Origin of the sequence: Streptomyces sp. NPDC096048 (genome assembly GCF_044763415.1) — a bacterium.
Lineage (GTDB): Bacteria > Actinomycetota > Actinomycetes > Streptomycetales > Streptomycetaceae > Streptomyces.
The window spans coordinates 473,811-494,349 of record NZ_JBIWGG010000006.1 but is presented as its reverse complement, the minus strand read 5'-3'; the positions used below and the strand labels follow the sequence as shown (position 1 = coordinate 494,349).

Here is a 20,539-nt window from a genome sequence, read left to right as displayed (position 1 = left end):
CCCTGGGGGCCCCGGGCGCCGGCGCGGTCGTCCGGTCATCCGAAGGGGTACTTGATCTCGTTGACGAAGAAGCCGCCGTACAGGTCGAGCTTGGCGCCGGTGATCTTCGTGTTGGCCGCCGTGATCGTCGCCAGGCCCGTGGCGGTGAGGGTCGCGGCGCCGGCCGACGTCAGGTTCAGGGCGCCGCCCAGCGCGTTCACCGCCACCACGCCGCCCAGCGACTTGAGGTTGACGATGCCCTTGCCCTCCATGGTGAGCGGCCCGCCGCTTCTGATCGTCACCGAGCGGCGGCCTTCCAGCGTGAGGTTCATGCCCGCCTCCACCGACACCGAGCGGCTGCCGGTGATGCTGACCGAGCCCGCGCTGTCGATGGTGATCTCGGTCTTGGTGCGGTCGAGGTTGATGGTCAGCCTGTCGTTCCCGCTGGCGATCCGGACGCCCTGCTTGCGTCCGCCGGTCCGCTGGCTGAGCAGGTCGACGCGGTTGCCCTGGCGGTCGGACAGGGTGTGCCGGACGGCCTTCTTCTTCAGACCGTCGTGCAGCGGGACGTCGACCTTGGTCGGCAGGTCCCGGCCGTTGTAGAGCCCGCCGATCACGAACGGGTGGTCCAGCGCCCCCCGGTCGAAGGCGACGAGCACCTCGTCGCCGACGTCCATGGGGAAGACGCCGCCACCGCCCACGCCGCCCATCTGCACGCTGCGCGCCCAGTCGCTGACGTAGGTGTCGTCCAGCCACGGGAACTGGAGCTTGACCCTGCCCTGCTTGAGGGGGTCCTGTACGTCGGTGACGAGGGCGTTGGCGACGCTGGGCAGCCGGGACGCGCTCGTCGGGTCGGCGCCACCGCCGCCGCCCGAGGCCAGCCCGTACAGGGAGCGCCACTGGCGTCCGCTGACCGTGATCCAGGACTGGTAGCCCTCGCTGTCGCCGAAGTGGTGGCGCACCGACGTGACGGTGTACTTGCCCTCGAAGGGCTTGCCGACGTCACTGAGCGCCACGGGCACGCCGGGCCGCAGGTCGGGGCTGCCCTTCACCGCGACCTCCAGCTCGGCGAAGGAGGACGTGACGTCGGCGGCGAGGGCCTGCGCGGCGTGCCGGACCTCGTCCTGCTTGTCGTAGGGGTTGGCGGTCTCGACGAGCTTGGCGGCCTTGAACTTGCCGGCCGCCTCGCCCGGCGTGGAGCCGATGGTGACGCCCGGGTCGGTCATCGCGGGGGCGATCTCGGTGATCTTCTTCTTGGTGGTGACGTTCCAGCCGCGCGACTCGACCTTGCCGACCTGGTCGGCGGCGGTCACCGCGGCCCGCAGCCGCAGGATGTCGTGGCGGGCCTGGAGGACGAAGGCGCTCTTGTCGCCGTCCGTCTTCGGGGAGGGTGCGCCGGCCGACGGGTTCGGCTTGACGAACCGGAACTTCCCCTTGGCGTCCACGGACATCACCATGTTGTTCTCGTCGGCGAGCCGGGCCAGGAAGTCCCAGTCGGTGACGTTGGACTGGCTGATGAACCCGTACGCGCCCTTCGTCGGCTGGATCCGGCCGATGGACAGGCCGTCCATGGCGGCGAGTTTGCGGGCGATGTCGGAGGCCTTCTGGTTGCGGTACGCGGCCACGCGGCGCTGGCGCATCATGCGGTGCCCGAAGTCGTAGCCGCGGATCACGGTGTAGCTGCCGGTGCCGTCGTAGTCGGCCTCCATGGCGGTGACCTCGCCGGTCAGCAGGGGTTTGCCGACGCCCTGGCCGTCGGCCACCGGGGTGATGACCACCCTGGTGCCGAACTGCACGCTCAGCTTGCCGAGGACCAGGTGGTCGGGGTCGCGGAAGGTGAGGCGGAAGGCGGCGGGCACGCCGATGCCCTGGTCGACCCAGCCGTCGACGAGCATCAGGGCGATGTCGTCGGGCAGCTTCGCGGCGCCGATCCGGACCTGGACGATGCTGGAGAACGCGGGGCGCACCATCAGTGCGGCACCTCCTCGGCGGCGGGCAGCATGAGTTCGGTGCCGGTCGGCAGGCGGGACGGGTCGTCGATGCCGTTGGCCTCGGCGATCGCCCGCCACGCGTTGGCACTGCCGTACTCCCGCCAGGCCAGCGACTGCAGCGAGTCGCCCGCGACGACCCGGTGCACGCGCTGTGCGGTGAGCGCGCCGGAGGTCGGGTTCTGTCCCCGGGTCGGGCCGGGGATCTCGACCAGGTGCACCTGGCAGGTGGCCCGGATCGGGATGCCGGTGGTGCCGAAGAGGGTGTACGACGCCTCGATGGACGCGACGTACGCGGTGAACCGGGCCGTGGAGAACGACCCCCACTCGAAGACCACCCAGGGCGGCGACGGCTGGTCGGAGGCGAGGCTCTTGGCGGTCACCTCGCAGCAGCGCAGTAGCGACTCGACCTTCTTCAGCACCGTGTTGCCGCCCGGCTTGGTGGAGGAGTCCAGGAAGATCTCCAGGGTCATCTCCCGCGGCTCGGCACCCATGAACTGCGGCTTCGCGGCCTTGCGCACGGCCGCCGTCGGGGTCGCGTTCCACTGGGTCCGCTGGGTGAGGGACAGCTGGGCCGGGTTGAACTCGAAGGCGAAGGTACGCATCAGCGCGCCCGGTGTGGTGGTCGTGCCGGTGGGGGGCTCGTGGATGGCCAGGTTGGCGCGTACGAGGCTCTTGCCGGCGCCCTTGCCGCTCTTTGCCATGGGTCTTCCTCTCTGCTCCGCGGCGCCGTCAGTCGGTGAAGCCGTGGTGGGTGATTTCCAGGACCTCGTTCGCCACGGCCGGGTTGCCGGGGTCGAGGCTGGGGCCCTGCCAGCTGACGGGCAGTACGTCGATCAGCCCCCAGCGGGCGACCAGTGACCCGTCCGCGCGCAGGGCGGAGATCTGCGCGGTCGGCCGCTTGATCCCGGTCTGGACGGAGGAGATCCACTTGGCGACCTTGGCCGTGTCCGGGGTGAGGGGGCGGGTCAGCCGGATGTTGGAGAAGGAGACGCGGGTGGGCAGTTGCCACACGAACCCGTTGTTGCCGCCCTCCTGGCGCTGCTCGATCTCCACCTGGGACGACAGGCCTTCGCACCCGTTCCAGTAGCCGAGGCTCTCGCCGTCGATGGTGAGGGTGAACCAGATCGTGGAGCCCGGGTCCTGGCGGGGCATCGGGGGTGGGCCTTTCTGTCGGGTGTCTCAGGTGCGTCAGGTGCGTCAGGTGTGTCACGTGTGTCAGGTGCGCGGAGGGAGCGGGCGGGCCGGTCAGTGGCGGGGGTCGCGGAGTCTGCCGATCCGTTCGCGGTCCATGCGCAGTTCGGTGCGGACGTGGCGGGTGACGCGGCCGATGATCCGGTGCACCAGTTCGTCCAGCTGGAACTCGGTGAGCTCGCGCGGGTCGAACCCGCCGGCCGGGACCGCCGTGTACGCGGGGGGCGGGTCCTCCTGCGCCGAGGAGGCCTGACTCGGCGAGTACGGGGGCGGGTTGCCGGGCGGCGACGCGCTCTGGGACTCCGGCGGACTGTATGGCGGCGGCGGGTCGGCCGGGGCTTGCCGGGGCGTCGGGGGCAGCAGGCGGTTCAGGGCCGAGGACACGGTGGCCGCCGCGTGGGCGGCGAGGGCACCGGTGGCGGTACGGCGCCCGAGGAGGCGTTGGACGGTGGGCGCGGAGGCGGCGTCGGCGGCGTCGGCGTCCGTCGCCGGTGCGCTGACGGGGTGCGGCGGGCCGGGCGGTGACGCGGTGGGCGGCGTGAGGGAGGCCACGGGGAGCGGGGTCGCGGCGGCACCCGGGGGCGTGGGCCGGCGCAGGGGTACGGCCTTGGTGGGCGTGGGCGTGGGCCGGGTGGAGCGCTGGACGGGCGGAGTGTTGTGGAGGGGGGCGGGCGCGGGCGCGTGGGAGGGGGTGCCTGGGGCCGCCGGTACGGGGGCGGCCGGACCGATGGCTGTGGCGCGGTGCGGGGACGGCGGGGGTGACGCCGGGGCGGCTCTGACGAAGGGCGGGGTTGTTGAGGTGGGGGTGGTGGTGCTCGGGGCGGTGGTCCGCTGGACCGGCGGCGGTGTGGGGCCGTGGGTGCGGGGGGTGTTGTGGGCCGGTGTCGGCGCCGGTGACCGCTCGGCGAGTGGCGTGGTGTCGGCCGGCGGGGCGTGGAGGGGTGCGCCGAGTGGGGAGCGGCGCGGGGCCGCCGCTCGCTGGACCGGCACGGGGGCGGACGGTGCCGGGCCGGGGGCCGGGTGTGCGTGCGGGGCGGCAGCGGGTTCCGTGGACGGGCGTACGGCGGTGGCCTGCCTGGACGAGGTGGGGGCGCCCAGACCTGGCCGGGGCGTGACGCCGCGCTGCACCGGGTGCGCGGGGCTGGCGGCGCCGGGCTTCTCGTTCCCTGGCCGGGAGAGGGGCACGGCGGCGGACGGTCGGGGGTTCCCCGGGAGCGACCGCTGGACGGTGGGCGGCGCGGCGTCGACAGGGGCGGCGCGGTGGGCGGCGGACGCCGGGCCGGTGGCGGAAGTCGGGCCGGTGGCGGAAGTCGGGCCGGCGGCGGAAGTCGGGCCGGCGGCGGCTGTGTTCGGTGTTTCGGCCGACCGGTCGGTGGCGCGCTGCACCGGCGGCGGCGCCGTGTGCGAGGCCGCGGAGGATGGGTCGGTGGGCGGGTGCGGTGCGGTGCCGGGGGCGGCCGGGGCGGGGGTGTGGTGGGCGCGGCGGACCGGTGAGGGCCGCGGGGCTTGCGAAGACCGCGTGGGGGGCGGTGTCTTCGGTTGGGCGGGGGTGGCCGCCTGCCGTTGGACGGGGGGCTGCACGCCGGTCGGGGTGGTGGGGCGGCCGGGGGCGGCGGGAGGTGACAGGGGCCGCTGTGCCTCGGTCGCGTTGCCGGTGCCGGTGCCGGTGCCGGTGCCGGTGCCGCGGGAGGCGGGGGCTCCGGGGGCGTTCGAGCCGCTTCCCTTGACCGTGGGGCTGCTCGACGGCAGGCCGGTGCCGGGCGGTCGGGGCGGGGTGGGCGTGCCCGCGTCGTTGCCCGGGGCAGGTACGGGGGTGGTCCGGGCCGCCGCTCGTTGGACCGGCGGGGGCGTGGACGCCGGGTGGGCCGGGGTGCCGGGGGCCGCGGTTGCTCGGGGGGCGCTGCTGCGGGGTGCCGCGTCGGCCCTGGAAGCGCTGCGGGGTGCCGCGTCGCCGGGACCGGCGTCGTGCTTTCCGGGGCTCGCGGGGGCGCGGCCGGGTGAAGGGACCGCTCGCTGGATCGGGGTGCCGGAGGCTGCGGCGCGGTCGGGTGCGGCCGGTGCCCGGTTGGCGGTTGCGGCGGGGCGGTTGAGCGGAGGCATGACCCGTTGGACCGGGGCGCCGGCCGTCGCACTGCCTGCGACTGGGGGCGCCGGACGGCCGGCGGGCGGGGTGGCTTCTGTCGTCGTCGATGACGGCGTCGCAGGCGGTGACGCCGCCGCCGGTGTCCGGCCGGAGCGCGAGGTGCCGGTGGTGGGCGCGGGCGCGCCGGCGGTGGGCTGGGCCGCTGCTCGCTGTACCGGGAGGTCGCTGGTGGTGCCCTCGGCTGTGGTGCCCGAACGGCCCTTGGGCGAGGCCGCGTTGGGCGCGGGGTTGCTGGGGGGCGTGCCGGTGGAGGACTGGGGCACCGTCCGCTGTACCGGAGGCTCGCCGGGCGCGCCGCTCGGTGCGGAGCCGGGCCGCGGTACGGCCCGTTGCACCGGCGTTCCGGTCGCCGTGCCGTCGCCGGGTGCGGGCGTTGCCCGGTTGCCGGGCGGGGCGGGGTCGGGCCGGGGGGTGGCGCGGGTGGCCGCGGTGGGGCCGGGCTGCGGTACGGCGCGCTGTACCGGCGCGCCCGGGGCCTCCGGCGAGGGGCTCCGGCGGCCACTGCCGGGCTTGGCCCCGCGGGTGGGGCCGGTGCGGGGGGCCGGTGCCTGGCCGGGCGCGCTGCTCGGTGCGGAGATGGGCCGCGGTACGGCCCGTTGCACCGGGGTACCGGCTGTCGTGCCGTCGCCGGAAGCCGTGGAGGCGGAGGCCGGGGTGGTGTGCCGGACGCCGGTGGTCGGGGCGGTGCCGGGCCGCTGCACCGGGGTGCCGGTCGCCGGGCCGGCGCCGGGAGTGGCGGGTGTGGACGTCGGGGCGGCGTGCCGCGCACCGGGGGCCGGTGCGGGGCCGGGGCGTGGCACCGCCCGCTGTACCGGGGTGCCGGTTGCCGTTCCGTCACCGGGAGCGGCTGGTGTGGGTGCCGGGCCGGCGCCGGGAGTGGCGGGTGTGGACGTCGGGGCGGCGTGCCGCGCACCGGCGGCCGGTGCGGGGCCGGGGCGGACCACGGCGCGCTGTACCGGGAGGCCGGACGTGGCGTCGCCCCCGGACGCGGTCGTCGTCGGGGTGTCGGTGCCGGTCGGCGGCTGCTGGTGCGGTCGGGCCGCCCGTTGCACCGGAGCACCGGTGGCCGTGGCACCGGTCGGCGCCGTGGGTGTGGCGCCGGACCGTGCCGTGGCCGTGGGACCCGTCGACGCCGTGCGTGCGGCACCGGTTCGCGCCGTGGGACCCGTCGGCGCCGTGGGTGTGGCCGCTCCGGGGCCGGAGGGGCGGGCCGGGGAGGCGGCCGGGCCCGTGGCCGCGCCGGGTTCTGCTCGGTCACCCTCCGGCGACGACGGTGCCGCTCCCGAGGAGTCCGGCAGGGTGTGGGTGGTCCGGCGGCTCGCGGGCAGGGCCCGGCGCTGCACGGCCGCAGACCCGGACGGGGCCCTGGTCAGAGACTGCCGGGGGCGGGGCGCGGCGGACGGCACCGGTGACACGCGGACCCCGCGGGAGCCCTGGGCCGGTGTGCTCGCCGGTGCCGCGGACGGCGCCGGTCCGGCGGGGCGCGCCCGCTGGACCGGCGCGGCCGGTGTAGCGGACGCGGCACCGCGAACCGTCGCGGGCGGAGCGGTCGGCCCGGGTGCCGTGGGCGCGGTCGGCGCCGTCGCCGCCGGTATCGCCCGCAGCGGCGCGACCGGCATCCGCCGCACCGGAGCCGCGCCGGCCGGCGACGCCGACTGCGGCGACTGCGCGGGACGTGCGGGTCCCGCGACCGGTTGCGCCGACTCGCCGAACGCGCCGGACAGCATGCTGCCGCCGGCCGCCGGATTCAGTACCGCGGGGGACGGCGCCCCCGTGAACGACGGGTTCTGCCACGTCGGCAGCCGACCGCCGAACCCGGCGTCCGCGACTCCCGTACGCACGTCCCCCGTCGCCCGCTGGATCGGCGGCAGGCCCGTCCAGGCGGCGACGGCCACGGGCGCGGGGTCGGCGACCGTGCGCGACGTACTCGCCGTGTGCGCCGTACTCGGCGTACTCGCCGTACGCGACGCACTCGCCGTACTCCCGCCCGGGCCCGGGCCCGGGCCGGCGGCCCCGGCCGGGGGTGTGTCTCCGCCCCCGTCGACGCCGCCGCCCCCGGCGACGCTTCCGCCGACGCCGTCCCGCAGCCCGTCACGACGGCCTCGCAGCCGGTCCAGGAATCCCACCGATCAGCCCTCCGCCGCGCCACGCGTCACGAGCGACGCGATCTGGTCCGTGTACCGGCGGCGGTCCTGGTGCTCCAGATCCAGGATCGCCTCCAGGCTCCAGTGGAAGTGGTAGGCGACGTACGCGATCTCCTCGTGCAGCCGGTCGGTCGCGTACGTCACGATTCCCCCAGGCGGCTCCCGCCGAGTTCCACCTCGAAGGGCTCCGTGCAGTGCGGGCACTGAACGGCCGCGCGGGTGTGGCCCTCCGCGTTGATCTGACGGTAGAAGTCCTGGAGGAACGCCAGATCGGAGGCGAACATGTTCTCCACGATCCCGTCGTGCACCATCGTCAGCGTGCCCAGCCGGGTGATGACCCGGCCGAGCAGCACCACCGACAGGTACGCCGGGTTCTCCTGCACCCGCACGTCGCGCAGCGGGATCAGTTCGTCCCGCGCCGTCGACAGGCGCATCACACCGTCCCGGTGGACCGTGCCCGAGTCGTCGACGTAGCCGCGCGGCAGCTCGAAGGGGAACTCGGTGCGCAGCTGCTGCCGCGGTACCGCCTCGGCAGGTGTCTCCGTGGGTGCGGCGGCGGGAGCCGAACGGGGGAAGTCCGCTCCCGCCGCCGCGGTCTGGGGGTCCTCGGGGGCCGCGGCGGGCGCCCCGACAGCCGCACGCCGCATTATTCGATGACCAGTTCTTCGAACACGATGGTGACCGTCTCGGTCAGTGCGGAGGTGTCGCCGGCCTTCACCGCGCTGGCGTCGATCTTGCTGCACCAGGCGTTGCGCAGGTTGTAGCGCTTGACCGGGGTGTCCTCGGAGTCCATCAGGATGATGGAGGCGTTCTTCCGCGCCGTGGACATCCGGCCGTTCATGGAATCGTTGATCCACTGGGTGAACGACGACGACTGGGTCATGCCCCGTACGACGGTGCACTGCCCGTCCTTCTTGTTACCGGGGAGCACGGCCGTCTCGTGCTTGCCGGTGGTGCTGTTGTTCTGCGGGTACTTGATGACGTCCTGTTCGAGGGTGAGGCCGTTGACCTCGGCGAGGTACTCGACCATCACACCGTCGATCTGGAGCCCGAAGTTGTTCGCTGTGAGGGAGTCACCCGGCATGAGAGCCATGTGTTCGCTGTCCTTCTAGTGATCTGGTGATCTGGGAGAGGCGGGGGGGAGAGGGGGCCGGAACGGCGGTGGGCGCGTGTCCTACTCCTCCAGCTCCCCGCTGCCGCTGGAGAACTGGGCCAGCCGGAAGATCACGAACTCGGCGGGCTTGACCGGCGCGATGCCGATCTCGCAGATGACCCGGCCGAGGTCGACCGACTCCGGCGGGTTGGTCTCCTCGTCGCACTTGACGTAGTAGGCCTCCGCCGGGCTCTGGCCGAAGAGGGCGCCGCTGCGCCACTCGTTGACCAGGAACGCCGAGACGTTGCGGCGGATGCGGGCCCAGAGGTTGTGGTCGTTCGGCTCGAACACCACCCACTGGGTGCCGATCAGGATCGACTCCTCCAGGTAGTTGAAGTACCGGCGGATGTTCAGGTAGCGCCAGGCAGGGTCGGAGGAGAGGGTGCGGGCACCCCAGACGCGGATGCCGCGGCCGGGGAAGGAGCGGATGCAGTTGACGCCGATCGGGTTGAGCAGGTCCTGCTCGCCGCGGGTGATCTGCAGCTCCAGGTCGACGGCGCCGCGGACGACCTCGTTGGCGGGGGCCTTGTGCACGCCGCGCTCGGTGTCGTTGCGGGCCCAGATGCCGGCGACGTGCCCGCTCGGCGGGATCAGCCGGGACTGGCCGGAGGCCGGGTCGAAGGACTTGATCCAGGGGTAGTACAGGGCCGCGTACTTGGAGTCGTAGCCGGCCGTCTCCTGGCGCCAGACGCGTATCTGACGGGCGTTCTGGCCGGGCGGCGGGTCGATGATGGCGACGCGGTCGCCCATCAGCTCGCAGTGCGCGATGAGGCCGAGCTGGACGGCCTTGACGGCCTCCAGGTCGATCGCGCCGCGCTGGTAGGCGGCCATCAGGTCGGGCACCGCGACCATGGAGATCTCGTCGATGGCCTCCAGGCCGCCGAAGCCGGTGCGGTCCGCGGAGTCGCCGAGGTAGTGGGCCGGCCCGGGGTGCGAGCTGTCGCTCTTCTCGACCGGGGCGGCGGGGGCGGCGGCCGGCGGGGCCGGCAGGGTCAGGCTCTGGTTCTCCGGGCGGGCGAGCTGCGCCGTCGGCGCGGCCTCCGTCACGGTGATGAGCTTCGAGCGCTCCTTCACCTGGGTGACGACGTAGGAGCGGTTGCCCTTCTTGGCGCTCACGTCGAACGTCTCGACCGGCTTGTCGCCGTCCTTGACGATCAGCTTGAAGCGCTCGGCGGGGCCCTCGCCCTCGGGGTCGGCGACCTCGACGGAGAGCGGGCCGTGCCGGCCGGCGGCGGTGGCCGTCACCGCGAACGTGCCGAGCTGCCTGGGCTCGGCGGCCGGCAGCGCGGCCGGGGCGGCGGTACCCGTCACGGAGGCCGGAGTGGACGTCCCGTCCGAACCGGCGGCGGCGTCCTCGGCGGAACCGCCGACGCGGACGACGTACGCGGCGCTGCCGCCGTTGTTGAAGAACCCGTAGACGGAGTGCGCGAGGTAGTACCCGTCGGTGAAGTCACCGAAGGCCGCGACGTACTGCGTCCAGTTGGTCACCAGCGTGGGCTCGTTCAGCGGGCCGGTCGGCGCGAGACCGACGAAGGCCGCCACCGAGGTGCCCACTCCCTCGATCGGGCGCGAGCCGCTGGCCACCTCCTCGACGTAGACGCCGGGCGACAGGTAGGACGGCATGCTCTGCTCTCCTCGGGGTACGAGACAGGACGCCCCTCACCCTCGCGCGCGCGTTGCTCCCCCCGAAACGCCCTGGGGGGCCGGAGTGGGGGCACCGACCTTGCCCCCGGCTGTGCCCGTTGGGGCAGGCCGGGGCGCCCGACCGCTGGTGAGAGCCCCGATCGCTTCGACAACGTGCAGCGGCTGCTGCGCGTCCTGGACCCGGCCGGCGCCACCGGCCTGCTCGCCGGGGCCAGGACGGCGGCGTGCCCGTGGAACTGCTCCGCAACAGCAGCAGGCCCGGCCGCCGCGCCAAGCCGTACCGGGCCGTGTTCCACATCCGGCGGACCGGTGCCGGTGAGATCGTCGGGCCGTCGGGCGGCGACCGCGAGATGGAATACGCGACGGTGGCGGCCGCGCAGCGTACGAGAACTCACCAGGAGAGCCGCTCCGACGGTCTGGGCCTCGTGCTCACCGGCTCCGAGTCGTCCGGGGAGGCGGCCGCCGATCGCAGCGCCGGGGTTCTCGGACCGGCGGCCGGCCGTTCCGAGGCCACCAGCCGGGCCGTCGCCGAGCGCGGACAGACCGGGCTGCGGGCCATCGTGGGCGAGGCGCCCTCGGTGAAGGTGCGCGTCCCGATCAAGGCCGAGCTGGAACTGCGGTCCGCCGACGGGCAGGTGGCCCGCGTCGATATCGGCGGCGTCCTGGTGCACCGGGCCCTGGAGAAGGACCTGGCGGCCCTGGCCAACGTGACTCCGGTACCCGAGGAGCGCCTTCCGGGGCGACGGCCGGTGGTCGCGCCGGGCGGGAGCGGCGCCCACCCGGCCGCGCTGGGCACGTGGCGGGCGGCGGGGGCGAGGCTGCCGATGGAGGCGCAGGCCGACGGCTTCCGGGGCGCGCCGCAGGTGCGGGCGCTGATCGGCCGGGCGATGGCGAGCGCCGACGCAGGCACCGGCCTCGGTACGGGAAGCGCCGCGCATTACGCGCACGGCGAGGCGGTCTCCACCGAGTGGCTGCTGGCCGCCCTGCCGCTCCTGGTGTCCGCCGGTGCCGAGCTGCCGCCGGTGCACATCTCCGGCGCCGAGGGCCGCGACGTCGACTGCGAGCTGCACGCGCGGCTGCTCGACGCCCGGCCGCTGGGCGAGAGCGAGGCGATGACCTTCGAGACGGTGGCTCAGAGCGGCCCGGAGGGCCCCCGTCCCGCGGGCGTGGAGCACCGGCAGGCGGCGCGGCACGGCACGGCCGTTCGGCGGGCTTCTCGGGCGGCGGCGGACCGGTGCGGGTCGAGCAGTCCGGCCTGACCAACGCGCCCGGCGGGGTCGGCAGCGAGGGCGGCGCGGCCGGAACGGTGGGCAACGCGGCCGGCACCGTCCCGCTCCAGAAGCCCAAGGAGACCTCGGCGCTCGTGCAGTTCACCCTGGAGTTCCGGGCGGTGGCGCGGGTGCGGCGCCGGCACACGCAGGGGGTGCGGGGCGCGGTGGCCGCCGGTGTCCGGGACGGCGTGCTGCCCGTCCCGGTGGTGATCCGGATGCCGGCGTCCGAGGCGCGGCGGTGTGCCGGGGACGGGTAGGACGTGTCGGTGGGGTTGGCCTGCCGGTTGGGTTGGCCTGCCGGTGGGGCTGACCGGTCCGGGGCGCGGCGGTGTGCCGGGGAGGGGACGGGTAGGACCTGTCCGTAGGGCCGGCCGGCGATTCCCGTGCCCGACCGGTCTGCCCCCGAGGCTGCCCTCACGGACCTGCCGGAGGCGGGGGTGCTCCGGTAAGGCTGGGTGGTCAACCGTCCGGTGTCGAAGGGAGCGTCGTGCGCGCGCACGGAACGCGGAGCCGATCGTCCGACGAGCGGGACGCGACGGCCCGCCAGGTGGCCGCGCCGAGCGCGCCCGTCCAGCGGATGCTGACCCTCCAGCGCCTGGCCGGGAACGCGGCGGTGGCCCGGTCCGTCGAGGCGGAGCGGCATCAGCACGGCCCGGGGTGCGGGCACGCGGCACCGACCGTGCAGCGCCGGGAGGCACCGCACGAGCACGGGCCCGGCTGCGGGCACGGAGCCGCGGAGGACACCGGCCCGACGGCTCAGCGCAGCCTCCTCGACGCCGCCAGGAACACGCCGAGCAGTTCGCTGCCCGCGGCCTTCCTCGCCAAGGCGAAGCCGTTCTTCCAGAACGACCGGCTCTCCGAGGGGCGGGTGCACGACAACCCGATAGCCCAGCGCGCCACCGCGGCCCTGGGCGCCGAGGCCATGACGGTCGGCAAGCACATCTTCCTCGGCCCGAAGGCCGTCGGTAACACGAAGACCCTCGTCCACGAGGCCAGCCATCTCGACAAGAACATCCGGGGCATCCCCGAGACGGGCAACAACCACGGCGCCGGCCTCACCGTCACGGACCCCGGGCAGGGCTCCGAGCGGGCGGCGGACACCGACAGCGACGCCTTCATGTCCGGGGCCGGCACCGCCCCGTCCGTCGTCGCCCAGCGCAGGGTCTCGGAGCAGGCGGACGGCACGGAGACGGCCGTCCAGCGGAGCACGGGGGCCGAGGTCGGCGGCACTGTGCAGCGGGCCGGGGACGACGCGCTGCGCGCTGCCCGGAACCCGGCGGAGATGATCGCCGCCCTGGAGGCGTCGGGCCATTCCAAGGACGACGCCTGGGAGCTGATGCAGTACATGGGAAAGCAGCAGTTCCCCGCCGGTGAGGGACAGGCGGACTTCGACATGCTTTCCCACATCAAGGACGTCGAGAAGCACAGGATTCCCGCCGTCCGTAAGACCGCGTCCCAGGGCCTGCTGGCCAAGCGGTGGACGATCCGCCACTACACGGGCGATGACCCGAAGTCCCCGCCGACCTTCCAGGACATCATGTCGACATACGACAACGCGAAGGCCGGAGGGGTGAGCGCGAACACCAACGTCGCGGACTGGCGATCGCTGGGCAACATCAAGTTCTCGTTCTACCTGGTGGCCGTCGACGGCAAGGTGCCCGACCGCAACTGGCTCAACAACAAGCACTGGTACGCGGAGTGGGACCTGGACAGCATCCCGGACTGCTGGGTCTCCGCGGATCTGCTGGAGCGAATGAACAAGGACATGGACGCGGACGGGGCGCGTGAGGCGCTCAAGGGCGCCCATGCGTTCCGGGGGTCCGGCACGAAACTGAAGGAGCTGTTGGCGGCCTCGGCCTTCGGAGCGGGAAACGAACCGGCCGCGGCACTGGACGCCGCGATCGGCGGAGCCTTCGAACTCAAGGTGCCGAACGGTCTGCCGGTCAGCAAGTGGCACCACAGGTGAGAACGGTCCGCGCGGGTACGTGAGGGCAGACGGCCCGGCCCTCGCGGCCGCCCGGCCTGCCCTCCGGACCGGGACGTGACGTCGCCTGCGCCCGTAGCGTCGGTGTGTGAGCCTTTGGACTTCCCTGGAGCCCGCGTCCGCCACCGTCGATCCCGGCAGCAGCACGCGTGTGCGGCTGAGGGTGCGCAATACCGGTGATGTCGTCGACGAGTACCGGTTCGAGCCCGTCGGGGATGTGGCGCCCTGGACGACGGTGGAACCGCAGACCCTGCGCCTGTATCCGGGGACGACGGGCACGGTGGAGTTGACGTTCGCGCCGCCGCGTACGCCTGATGCGGCTGCGGGGCCGAATCCGTATGCGGTGCGGATCACGCCGACGGAGCATCCGGACGCGGTGACGGTTCCGGAGGGGAATCTGACGATCACGCCGTTCACGGAGGTGCGGGCGGAGTTGGTGCCGCCGACGGTGAAGGGGCGGTTCCGGGGTCGGCCGAGGCTGGCGGTGGACAACCTCGGTAATACGAAGGTGACGGCGTCGGTCGCGGGCAGTGATACCGGGGATCATCTGTCGTACGAGATCCGGCCGGGGAATGTGCAGATCGAGCCGGGTCGGGCGGCGTTCGTGGAGACGACGCTGAAGCCGAGGCAGATCATCTGGTTCGGGTCGAAGGAGGAGCGGCCGTACACGCTGGCGGTGCGCCGGTCGGGGGTCGAGCCGACGGAGGTCGAGGGGACGTATGTCCAGCGTGGGTTTCTGCCGGGCTGGCTGGCGGCGTTCTTCGGTATCGCGCTGGCGTTGACGATCGCGTTCGTGATGATCTGGATCGCTTACAAGCCGCAGGTTCGTACCAGTGCCACGGATCAGATCGAGCAGGCGGGCAGTGCGCTCGCGCCCAGTCCCAGTGCCAGTGCCGGTCCGCAGACGCTGCCCAGTGCGGCCGAGTCGGCCCCCGAGGTGCCGAAGGCGCCCGAACAGCCGGCCTCCGAGGAACCCGAGAACGACGACGGCGGTGGAGACAAGGGCGGCGAGGAGAAGGGCGGTGGTGAGTCGAAGAAGGCCGAGCCGCCGAAGCCCAGGACCGCTGCCACCGCCGTGCGGGAGATCGCCGCGCGCAGTGAGGGCCGGCACATCTGCTACCGCGCCTATGTGGCGGACCAGGGCTGGCAGGAGCCGGTGTGCGACGGCGCCGAGGCCGGCACGGTCGGCAAGGACCTGCCCATCAAGGCCCTCAACATCGCCGTGTCCGGGACCGGGGGCACCAGCGGCAACGGAGCCCACGTCGTCGAGGGCTGGCCGACCGGCGACAAGTGGGCGAGTGCCGCCGACGGCAAGGACATGTATCTCGGGAGTACCAAGGAGGCGCTCTCGGCCCTCGAAGGCTTCACCATCAAGACCACCGAAGGCGCCGTCTGCGCGAACACCCACGTGCAGAACAGGGGCTGGCTGAACCAGGGCTGCACCGAGCCCGCGAACTGGCGGTACTTCGGCAGTGAGATGGGCAAGAAGCTTCGGCTGGAGGCCGTCCGTCTCACCGTGTGACCGCGCCCGCGGGGGCAACCGGGTCTGCCCTCCCGGCTCCTGACGGCGTATCGGTACACGCGTAGCGTCGGTGTGTGAGCCTTTGGACTTCCCTGGAGCCCGCGTCCGCCACCGTCGATCCCGGCAGCAGCACGCGTGTGCGGCTGAGGGTGCGCAATACCGGTGATGTCGTCGACGAGTACCGGTTCGAGCCCGTCGGGGACATCGCGCCCTGGACGACGGTGGAGCCGCCGACGCTACGGCTGTACCCCGGGACGACCGGCACCGTCGAACTGACCTTCGCGCCGCCGCGTACGCCTGATGCGGCTGCGGGGCCGAATCCGTATGCGGTGCGGATCACGCCGACGGAGCATCCGGACGCGGTGACGGTTCCGGAGGGGAATCTGACGATCACGCCGTTCACGGAGGTGCGGGCGGAGTTGGTGCCGCCGACGGTGAAGGGGCGGTTCCGGGGTCGGCCGAGGCTGGCGGTGGACAACCTGGGTAATACGAAGGTGACGGCGTCGGTCGCGGGCAGTGATACCGGGGATCATCTGTCGTACGAGATCCGGCCGGGGAATGTGCAGATCGAGCCGGGTCGGGCGGCGTTCGTGGAGACGACGCTGAAGCCGAGGCAGATCATCTGGTTCGGGTCGAAGGAGGAGCGGCCGTACACGCTGGCGGTGCGCCGGTCGGGGGTCGAGCCGACGGAGGTCGAGGGGACGTATGTCCAGCGTGGGTTTCTGCCGGGTTGGCTGGCGGCGTTCTTCGGTATCGCGCTGGCGTTGACGATCGCGTTCGTGATGATCTGGATCGCTTACAAGCCGCAGGTTCGTACCAGTGCCACGGATCAGATCGAGCAGGCGGGCAGTGCGCTCGCGCCCAGTCCCAGTGCCAGTGCCGGTCCGGAGACGCTGCCCAGTGCGGCCGAGTCGGCCCCCGAGCTGCCGAAGGCGCCCGAGCAGCCGGCCTCCGAGGAACCCGAGAACGACGACGACGGCGGCGGAGACAAGGGCGGCGGTGGCGGCGGTGGCGGGGAGCCCGAGAAGCCCGCGAAGAAGAAGCCCGTGGTGCCCGCCGAGAACGTCCTGCTGCGCAACACCGCCAGCGACATGTGCGCCGAGCTTCCCGGGCGTGAGGAGGGGCAGATCAACGGCCCCGTCCAGCAGGCCGTCTGCGACGGCACCGACGGGGACAACCAGGTCTGGGACCTCGAGGTGAAGGCCGAGAAGGGCCCCGCCGGCGTGGCTCTCTTCCAGATCCGGAACGTCAAGGACCAGCTCTGTATGGACCTGGGCGAGTACGGATCGAGGCCCGTCGGAACGCCCGTGGCCGAGTTCCACTGCGACGGCACGACCGCCGACAACCAGCTCTGGTGGATCGACAAGCAGCCGAGCGGTGACTACTGGATCCGGAACTTCGCCAGCAACAACACGTGCTTGGCCGTGGACGAGGCCAACGGCCCCCTCTTCGCCCGGCTGCGGATCTCCACCTGCACGAGCAGCGGCGACCAGGAATGGAAGATCGCCCCGGTGAAGAAGGACTGACGTGCAGAAGAGGGCCGGAGCCCGGATGGGCTGACGGTCACCAGCCGCCTTCGCCGGGCACCAGACGCCCGGCCTTGCGGTACTCGCGGCGGGCGCCCTCCAGGAGGTCGCCCGCCGTCACGTGGTCCCCGCGTCCGGCGGCGAGGTAGGCGGCGGTGACCACCGCGCTGCGGATCGACCCGCCCGCCAGCTCGAAGTCCCGGGCCAGCGGGGCCGGGTCGATGCCGTCGGCGGACGGCACGTGCGACAGCCCGTGCCGCCACAGCGCGAGCCGCTGACCGGCGTCCGGGAACGGGAAGTCGACCACCAGGTCCAGGCGCCGGGTGAACGCCTCGTCGATGTTGGCGCGCAGGTTGGTGGTGAGCAGGGCGATGCCGTCGAAGGACTCCAGGCGCTGGAGCAGGTAGGCGCTCTCCATGTTGGCGTACCGGTCGTGCGAGTCCTTGACCTCGGAGCGCTTGCCGAAGACGGCGTCGGCCTCGTCGAAGAGGAGCACGGCGTCGGTGCGGTCGGCCTCCGTGAAGATCCGTTCGAGGTTCTTCTCGGTCTCCCCGACGTACTTGTCCACGATCGACGACAGCTGGACCACGTAGAGGTCGAGGCCCAGGTCGGCGGCCACCACCTCCGCCGACAGGGTCTTGCCGGTGCCGGACTCGCCCGCGAACAGGCCGAGGACGCCCCGGCCGCGTCCACCGCCCGCGCTGAGCCGCCAGTCGCCGAGGACGCGGTCGCGGTGGCGGGCGCGCAGGGCGAGTTCGCGCAGCTGGACGAGGGGCGCCTCGGGCAGGACCAGGTCCCGCCAGTCCACGGCGGGGCGGATCCGCCGGGCATGGCTCTCCAGGCCGGAGGCCGACTGCCGGCGGGCCGCCAGCCGGACGTGGTCGGCGGTTACCGGGCCGCCGTCGAAGGCGGCGAGGGCGCGGGCGGCGTGCGCGGCCCGCTGGATCCGGTCGCCGCCCAGGCGGTAGGGGGCGACCGCGGTGGCCAGGTCGAACCCGTCGGCGTCCGGGCCCAGCGCGGCCTGCCAGGCGGCCGCTCCGCCGGCCCGGCGGCCCGGCGCGTCCAGGACCAGCGGGTCGTGGGGTGCCCACTGCGGATCGTACGGGCGGGGGTCCGTCAGCAGTACGGTCACGTCCGTCGCCGCGGTCAGCGCCCGCACCAGCGCGCCCGGTTGGCCGGGCAGGCCGGACACCACGACGGCCCGGCCGCTGAGACGTGCCTCGCGCAGCAGCTCGGGAACGGTCGAGAGGTCGTCCTCGGCTCCTGAGCAGCACAGCGCGTCGAGGCCCGCGGCGCGCAGGACGGAGGCGAGGGCGGCCGGCCCGTCACCCTCGCGCTGTTCGCGCAGGTAGACGGTGAGCGGGCCGTCGTGCAGGCGTGCGGCCAGGCGGCGCGTGAATTCCTCGGCGTCGGCGCCCGCGGGCAGCGGGTCCGGCATCGGGTGCAGCCGGCCGAGGAGTGCGGCGTCCGGGGTGTCGTCGCCGAGCAGATGGCCGGCCAGCCGGTCCGGGACCCGCAACGAGCGGGTGAGGAAGGGCCGCTCGGGCTCCTCGACCTCCAGCAGGCCGAGGGCGCGCAGCGGTGCCGAGGCGTGGAAGCGGGCCCGGACCGCCGCCAGGTGGGCGGGCGCCCCGCACAGGTCGAGGGCGAGGCCCACGGTGGCGCGGCGGCGGCTCACGTCGTCGTTGAGGTAGCCGTAGAGCGGCTCGAAGGTGCGGTCGACGTCGGGGGCGAGGGCGATGAGCAGGACGGCGGTGTCCAGCTCGGTCAGCCCGGTCCCCCCGGCCAGCGACGCCAGCCGGTCTCCGGGACCGGTCGGGTCGACGGCGGGCGCGTGCGGCGGGGCGGCGTCGGGGCCTTCGGGAGCTTGGCTGCCGTCGGGGCCTGCACCGGCGTCGGCGGACGGCCAGGTGCGCAGCAGGTGGCGTACGGCGTCATCGGACAGGTACAGGCCGCGCAACGGGTCGTCGGCCGTGGGATCGGTGGCGGCGCGGTGCTCGACCAGCGCGGTCACCCGCTCCCGCAGGACGGCGAGATGGGCGAGCAGGGCGTGCGCGGGATCGCCGTGCGAGTCGTACGAACCGTACGAGTCCTGCGAGTCGTACGAACCGTGCGAGTCCTGCGAGTCGTACGGGCCGTACGGGCCGGACGGGTCGTTCGTCGGGGTGCCGGAGGCGGCGGATGTCGTCGCGTCCTCGGTGGGGGCGTTCACCGCTGGTCCGTACGGCGGTTCGCCGCGTCCTCGCGCCGGGCCGCGTTCGTGCGGGCGGCGCGGGCGGCGGCCACCTGGTGGGGCCGGTGGGAGCGCTCGCCGGACTGCGCCGCTTCGCCGGGCAGTTCGCGTACCCGGACCACCGCGCCCTCGGTGACCGGAGGCCCGGCGTCGTACTCCGGGAAGGCGGGGAAGGGTACGGACACCACCAGGTCGAGGGACGGTTTCAGCTCGCCGCCGAGGGCGGACCAGATCTCGGCGAGGGAACGGGACTCCGTCTGGGTGCCAGCCACCGTGAGTGGCATCGACAGCTCCAGTGCCCGCAGGGCGGGCGGGAGTTCGGAGGGGGCCAGGACCTCACGCGGCAGCAGGGTCGCCAGTACGGCGGACAGCAGCCGGTGTTCGTCCTGCGGGGTCTTCGTCCAGGCCGTCACCAGGTACGACAGCCGGAACCAGCGCGGCGGCCGGCGGCGCCGCACCTCGATGTCCCGCTCGTCGCGCACCGACACCCGTCCGCTCTGGCGCCGGGCCACGTCCTCCCGGATGTCGTACAAGTACGCGTTGACCACAGGGGCGTTGCGCCGGGCCGCCCAGTCACGGGTGGGTGCCTCGAAGGACACGTCGATGCCCGAGCCCGTCAGCGCCCCGCCGCCGAGGAGGCTCTTGAGCACCTCGTCCACCTCGTGGATCACTCTCGCGCTCCCGCCCTGCCGTCTCGCCCGCCGCCGTCCGCCCCCGATCGTGCCCCGGGTGCCGTCCCGCCCGCAGGCGCGCCGGGGACGGCGGCCGGGCAGGCCGCCCTGCCCGTGCGGCCCCGAGGGGCCGCCCTCGATTGCCCGTTCGGTCAGATGTAGCCTTCCCGCAGGGCATAGGCCACGGCGTGCGCGCGGTTGCGCAGATGGAGTCGCGTGGTGAGTCCGTGCATGACGTTCTTGACGGTCCGTTCGGAGTAGGACAGCTTGCCGGCGATCTCTCCGGTGTCGAGGCCCTCGGCGACCAGTCGCAGGACGTCCACCTCGCGGGGTGCGAGACCCAGCGAGGGGGCGCCGGGGCGGCCCGCCGCGCCCCGGTGCAGGGTGCCCACCTGGCTGATGAGCCGGCCGAGCAGGTCGGCGGGCAGGTCGCCGTCGCCGCGGGAAGCGGCCAGTACCGCCTGCACCAGCCGGTGGGCGGTGGCCTCGTGCCGCCAGACGATGGCGCCGACGCCGCACTCGACGACGTCCAGCAGCTCGCTCTCCCGGATCGCGCCGACCACGAGCACGGCGCGCGCGCCCTCGCTGCGCACGATGCGGCGCAGCCGGGTGAGCGCCGACTCGTCGAGCGCGTCCTCGATGAGCAGGGCCACCGTGCCGGGGCCGGACTCCTCGCGCAGGTCGATCTCCGGGTGCCGGCGCAACTGGCTGACCGCGCCCTCGCGGCTGATCGGGTCCGGAGCGGACACCGCCACCGGGACGCGCGGGTCGGTGACGCCGACGGCTCGGCCGGCGCCGAGGGTCGATGTGGTGGTGGTGCGGGGTGAGTTGAGCAACCGTTTCCCCCCTGTTCACGAGCCCGCCGTTCGGCGCAGGCCGGTTGCGGATGAGCGTGTTCCACACTTCTGTGACGGCTGGGGCTGCGCAATCGTGGAGCACCACGAGGCACACCACGAGACCAGTGCGGAAACCTTCCCGAGCGGGCCGCCGGGCGGACGTTCCAGCAGGTCAGAAGGGCCTTGCGCAGAGGGGCGCGGGTCCGTGGGGCGGGGTGCGCACCACCGTGAGCCTCGCCACAGCCACCGCC

General features: G+C 73.8%; 16 protein-coding genes. 5 read left to right on the top strand and 11 right to left on the bottom strand.

Translation table 11 applies throughout. The annotated features are described in order from the left end of the window. Nucleotides 1-35: 35 nt before the first annotated feature. The 8 genes from ACIQ6R_RS19460 to ACIQ6R_RS19425 all read right to left on the bottom strand — a co-directional run bounded on the left by ACIQ6R_RS19460 (nt 36) and on the right by ACIQ6R_RS19425 (nt 10,224). Nucleotides 36-1,949 carry a VgrG-related protein gene (locus ACIQ6R_RS19460; RefSeq protein WP_404176258.1) on the bottom strand — a complete coding sequence of 638 codons (1,914 nt, stop codon included), beginning with the start codon at nt 1,947-1,949 and terminating at the stop codon, nt 36-38. Beyond that, nucleotides 1,949-2,671 (bottom strand): LysM peptidoglycan-binding domain-containing protein, encoded by a 723-nt coding sequence (locus tag ACIQ6R_RS19455; protein ID WP_404176255.1) that lies wholly within the window; start codon nt 2,669-2,671, stop codon nt 1,949-1,951. Before ACIQ6R_RS19455 ends, ACIQ6R_RS19460 begins: the two co-directional genes overlap by 1 nt. Before the next feature lie 28 nt (nt 2,672-2,699). After that, nucleotides 2,700-3,122 (bottom strand): phage tail protein, encoded by a 423-nt coding sequence (locus tag ACIQ6R_RS19450; RefSeq protein ID WP_055417559.1) that lies wholly within the window; start codon nt 3,120-3,122, stop codon nt 2,700-2,702. A 93-nt stretch (nt 3,123-3,215) separates the two neighbouring features. Continuing rightward, nucleotides 3,216-4,151 carry a hypothetical protein gene (locus ACIQ6R_RS19445; protein WP_404222602.1) on the bottom strand — a complete coding sequence of 312 codons (936 nt, stop codon included), beginning with the start codon at nt 4,149-4,151 and terminating at the stop codon, nt 3,216-3,218. 3,282 nt (nt 4,152-7,433) lie between these two features. Beyond that, a complete protein-coding gene (locus tag ACIQ6R_RS19440; RefSeq protein WP_167392550.1) occupies nt 7,434-7,592 on the bottom strand; it encodes a DUF6760 family protein in 159 nt (52 codons plus the stop codon). Then, the gene (locus tag ACIQ6R_RS19435; RefSeq protein WP_404222601.1) at nt 7,589-8,095 is read right to left on the bottom strand and encodes a hypothetical protein; all 507 of its coding nucleotides are present in this window, start codon (nt 8,093-8,095) and stop codon (nt 7,589-7,591) included. Before ACIQ6R_RS19435 ends, ACIQ6R_RS19440 begins: the two co-directional genes overlap by 4 nt. Beyond that, nucleotides 8,095-8,541, bottom strand: coding sequence for a phage tail protein (locus tag ACIQ6R_RS19430; RefSeq protein ID WP_053133134.1), 447 nt, complete (start codon nt 8,539-8,541; stop codon nt 8,095-8,097). Before ACIQ6R_RS19430 ends, ACIQ6R_RS19435 begins: the two co-directional genes overlap by 1 nt. A gap of 81 nt (nt 8,542-8,622) precedes the next feature. Next, nucleotides 8,623-10,224 (bottom strand): phage tail sheath subtilisin-like domain-containing protein, encoded by a 1,602-nt coding sequence (locus ACIQ6R_RS19425; protein ID WP_404176247.1) that lies wholly within the window; start codon nt 10,222-10,224, stop codon nt 8,623-8,625. Between the two features lie 245 nt (nt 10,225-10,469). Here ACIQ6R_RS19425 and ACIQ6R_RS19420 point away from each other — a divergent pair, with 245 nt between their 5' ends. The 5 genes from ACIQ6R_RS19420 to ACIQ6R_RS19400 all read left to right on the top strand — a co-directional run bounded on the left by ACIQ6R_RS19420 (nt 10,470) and on the right by ACIQ6R_RS19400 (nt 16,548). Further along, nucleotides 10,470-11,504, top strand: coding sequence for a hypothetical protein (locus tag ACIQ6R_RS19420; RefSeq protein ID WP_404222600.1), 1,035 nt, complete (start codon nt 10,470-10,472; stop codon nt 11,502-11,504). Then, entirely contained in the window at nt 11,480-11,773 is a 294-nt protein-coding gene (locus tag ACIQ6R_RS19415) for a hypothetical protein (RefSeq protein WP_404222599.1), read from the top strand. Before ACIQ6R_RS19420 ends, ACIQ6R_RS19415 begins: the two co-directional genes overlap by 25 nt. A 230-nt stretch (nt 11,774-12,003) precedes the next feature. Continuing rightward, the gene (locus ACIQ6R_RS19410) at nt 12,004-13,482 is read left to right on the top strand and encodes a DUF4157 domain-containing protein (RefSeq protein ID WP_404222598.1); all 1,479 of its coding nucleotides are present in this window, start codon (nt 12,004-12,006) and stop codon (nt 13,480-13,482) included. Nucleotides 13,483-13,588: 106 nt separating this feature from the next. Beyond that, complete coding sequence (locus ACIQ6R_RS19405; RefSeq protein ID WP_404222596.1) at nt 13,589-15,022, top strand: hydrolase; 1,434 nt, start codon at nt 13,589-13,591, stop codon at nt 15,020-15,022. Nucleotides 15,023-15,096: 74 nt separating this feature from the next. Further along, the gene (locus ACIQ6R_RS19400) at nt 15,097-16,548 is read left to right on the top strand and encodes an RICIN domain-containing protein (protein ID WP_404222595.1); all 1,452 of its coding nucleotides are present in this window, start codon (nt 15,097-15,099) and stop codon (nt 16,546-16,548) included. Between the two features lie 37 nt (nt 16,549-16,585). Here the strand turns inward: ACIQ6R_RS19400 and ACIQ6R_RS19395 are convergent, their stop codons facing one another. The 3 genes from ACIQ6R_RS19395 to ACIQ6R_RS19385 all read right to left on the bottom strand — a co-directional run bounded on the left by ACIQ6R_RS19395 (nt 16,586) and on the right by ACIQ6R_RS19385 (nt 20,288). Further along, nucleotides 16,586-18,595, bottom strand: coding sequence for an ATP-binding protein (locus ACIQ6R_RS19395; RefSeq protein ID WP_404222681.1), 2,010 nt, complete (start codon nt 18,593-18,595; stop codon nt 16,586-16,588). A gap of 161 nt (nt 18,596-18,756) precedes the next feature. Beyond that, on the bottom strand, nt 18,757-19,452 hold the full coding sequence (locus tag ACIQ6R_RS19390) for a DUF4255 domain-containing protein (RefSeq protein WP_404222594.1): 696 nt from the start codon (nt 19,450-19,452) through the stop codon (nt 18,757-18,759). A 152-nt stretch (nt 19,453-19,604) separates the two neighbouring features. Then, entirely contained in the window at nt 19,605-20,288 is a 684-nt protein-coding gene (locus ACIQ6R_RS19385) for a LuxR C-terminal-related transcriptional regulator (protein WP_404222592.1), read from the bottom strand. Nucleotides 20,289-20,539: the final 251 nt, after the last annotated feature.

Coding starts and splice junctions, on each gene's coding strand:
- ACIQ6R_RS19425 (WP_404176247.1), bottom strand. CDS start 10,224: ATGCCGTCCTACCTGTCGCCCGGCGTCTACGTCGAGGAGGTGGCCAGC.
- ACIQ6R_RS19455 (WP_404176255.1), bottom strand. CDS start 2,671: ATGGCAAAGAGCGGCAAGGGCGCCGGCAAGAGCCTCGTACGCGCCAAC.
- ACIQ6R_RS19435 (WP_404222601.1), bottom strand. CDS start 8,095: ATGCGGCGTGCGGCTGTCGGGGCGCCCGCCGCGGCCCCCGAGGACCCC.
- ACIQ6R_RS19460 (WP_404176258.1), bottom strand. CDS start 1,949: ATGGTGCGCCCCGCGTTCTCCAGCATCGTCCAGGTCCGGATCGGCGCC.
- ACIQ6R_RS19450 (WP_055417559.1), bottom strand. CDS start 3,122: ATGCCCCGCCAGGACCCGGGCTCCACGATCTGGTTCACCCTCACCATC.
- ACIQ6R_RS19430 (WP_053133134.1), bottom strand. CDS start 8,541: ATGGCTCTCATGCCGGGTGACTCCCTCACAGCGAACAACTTCGGGCTC.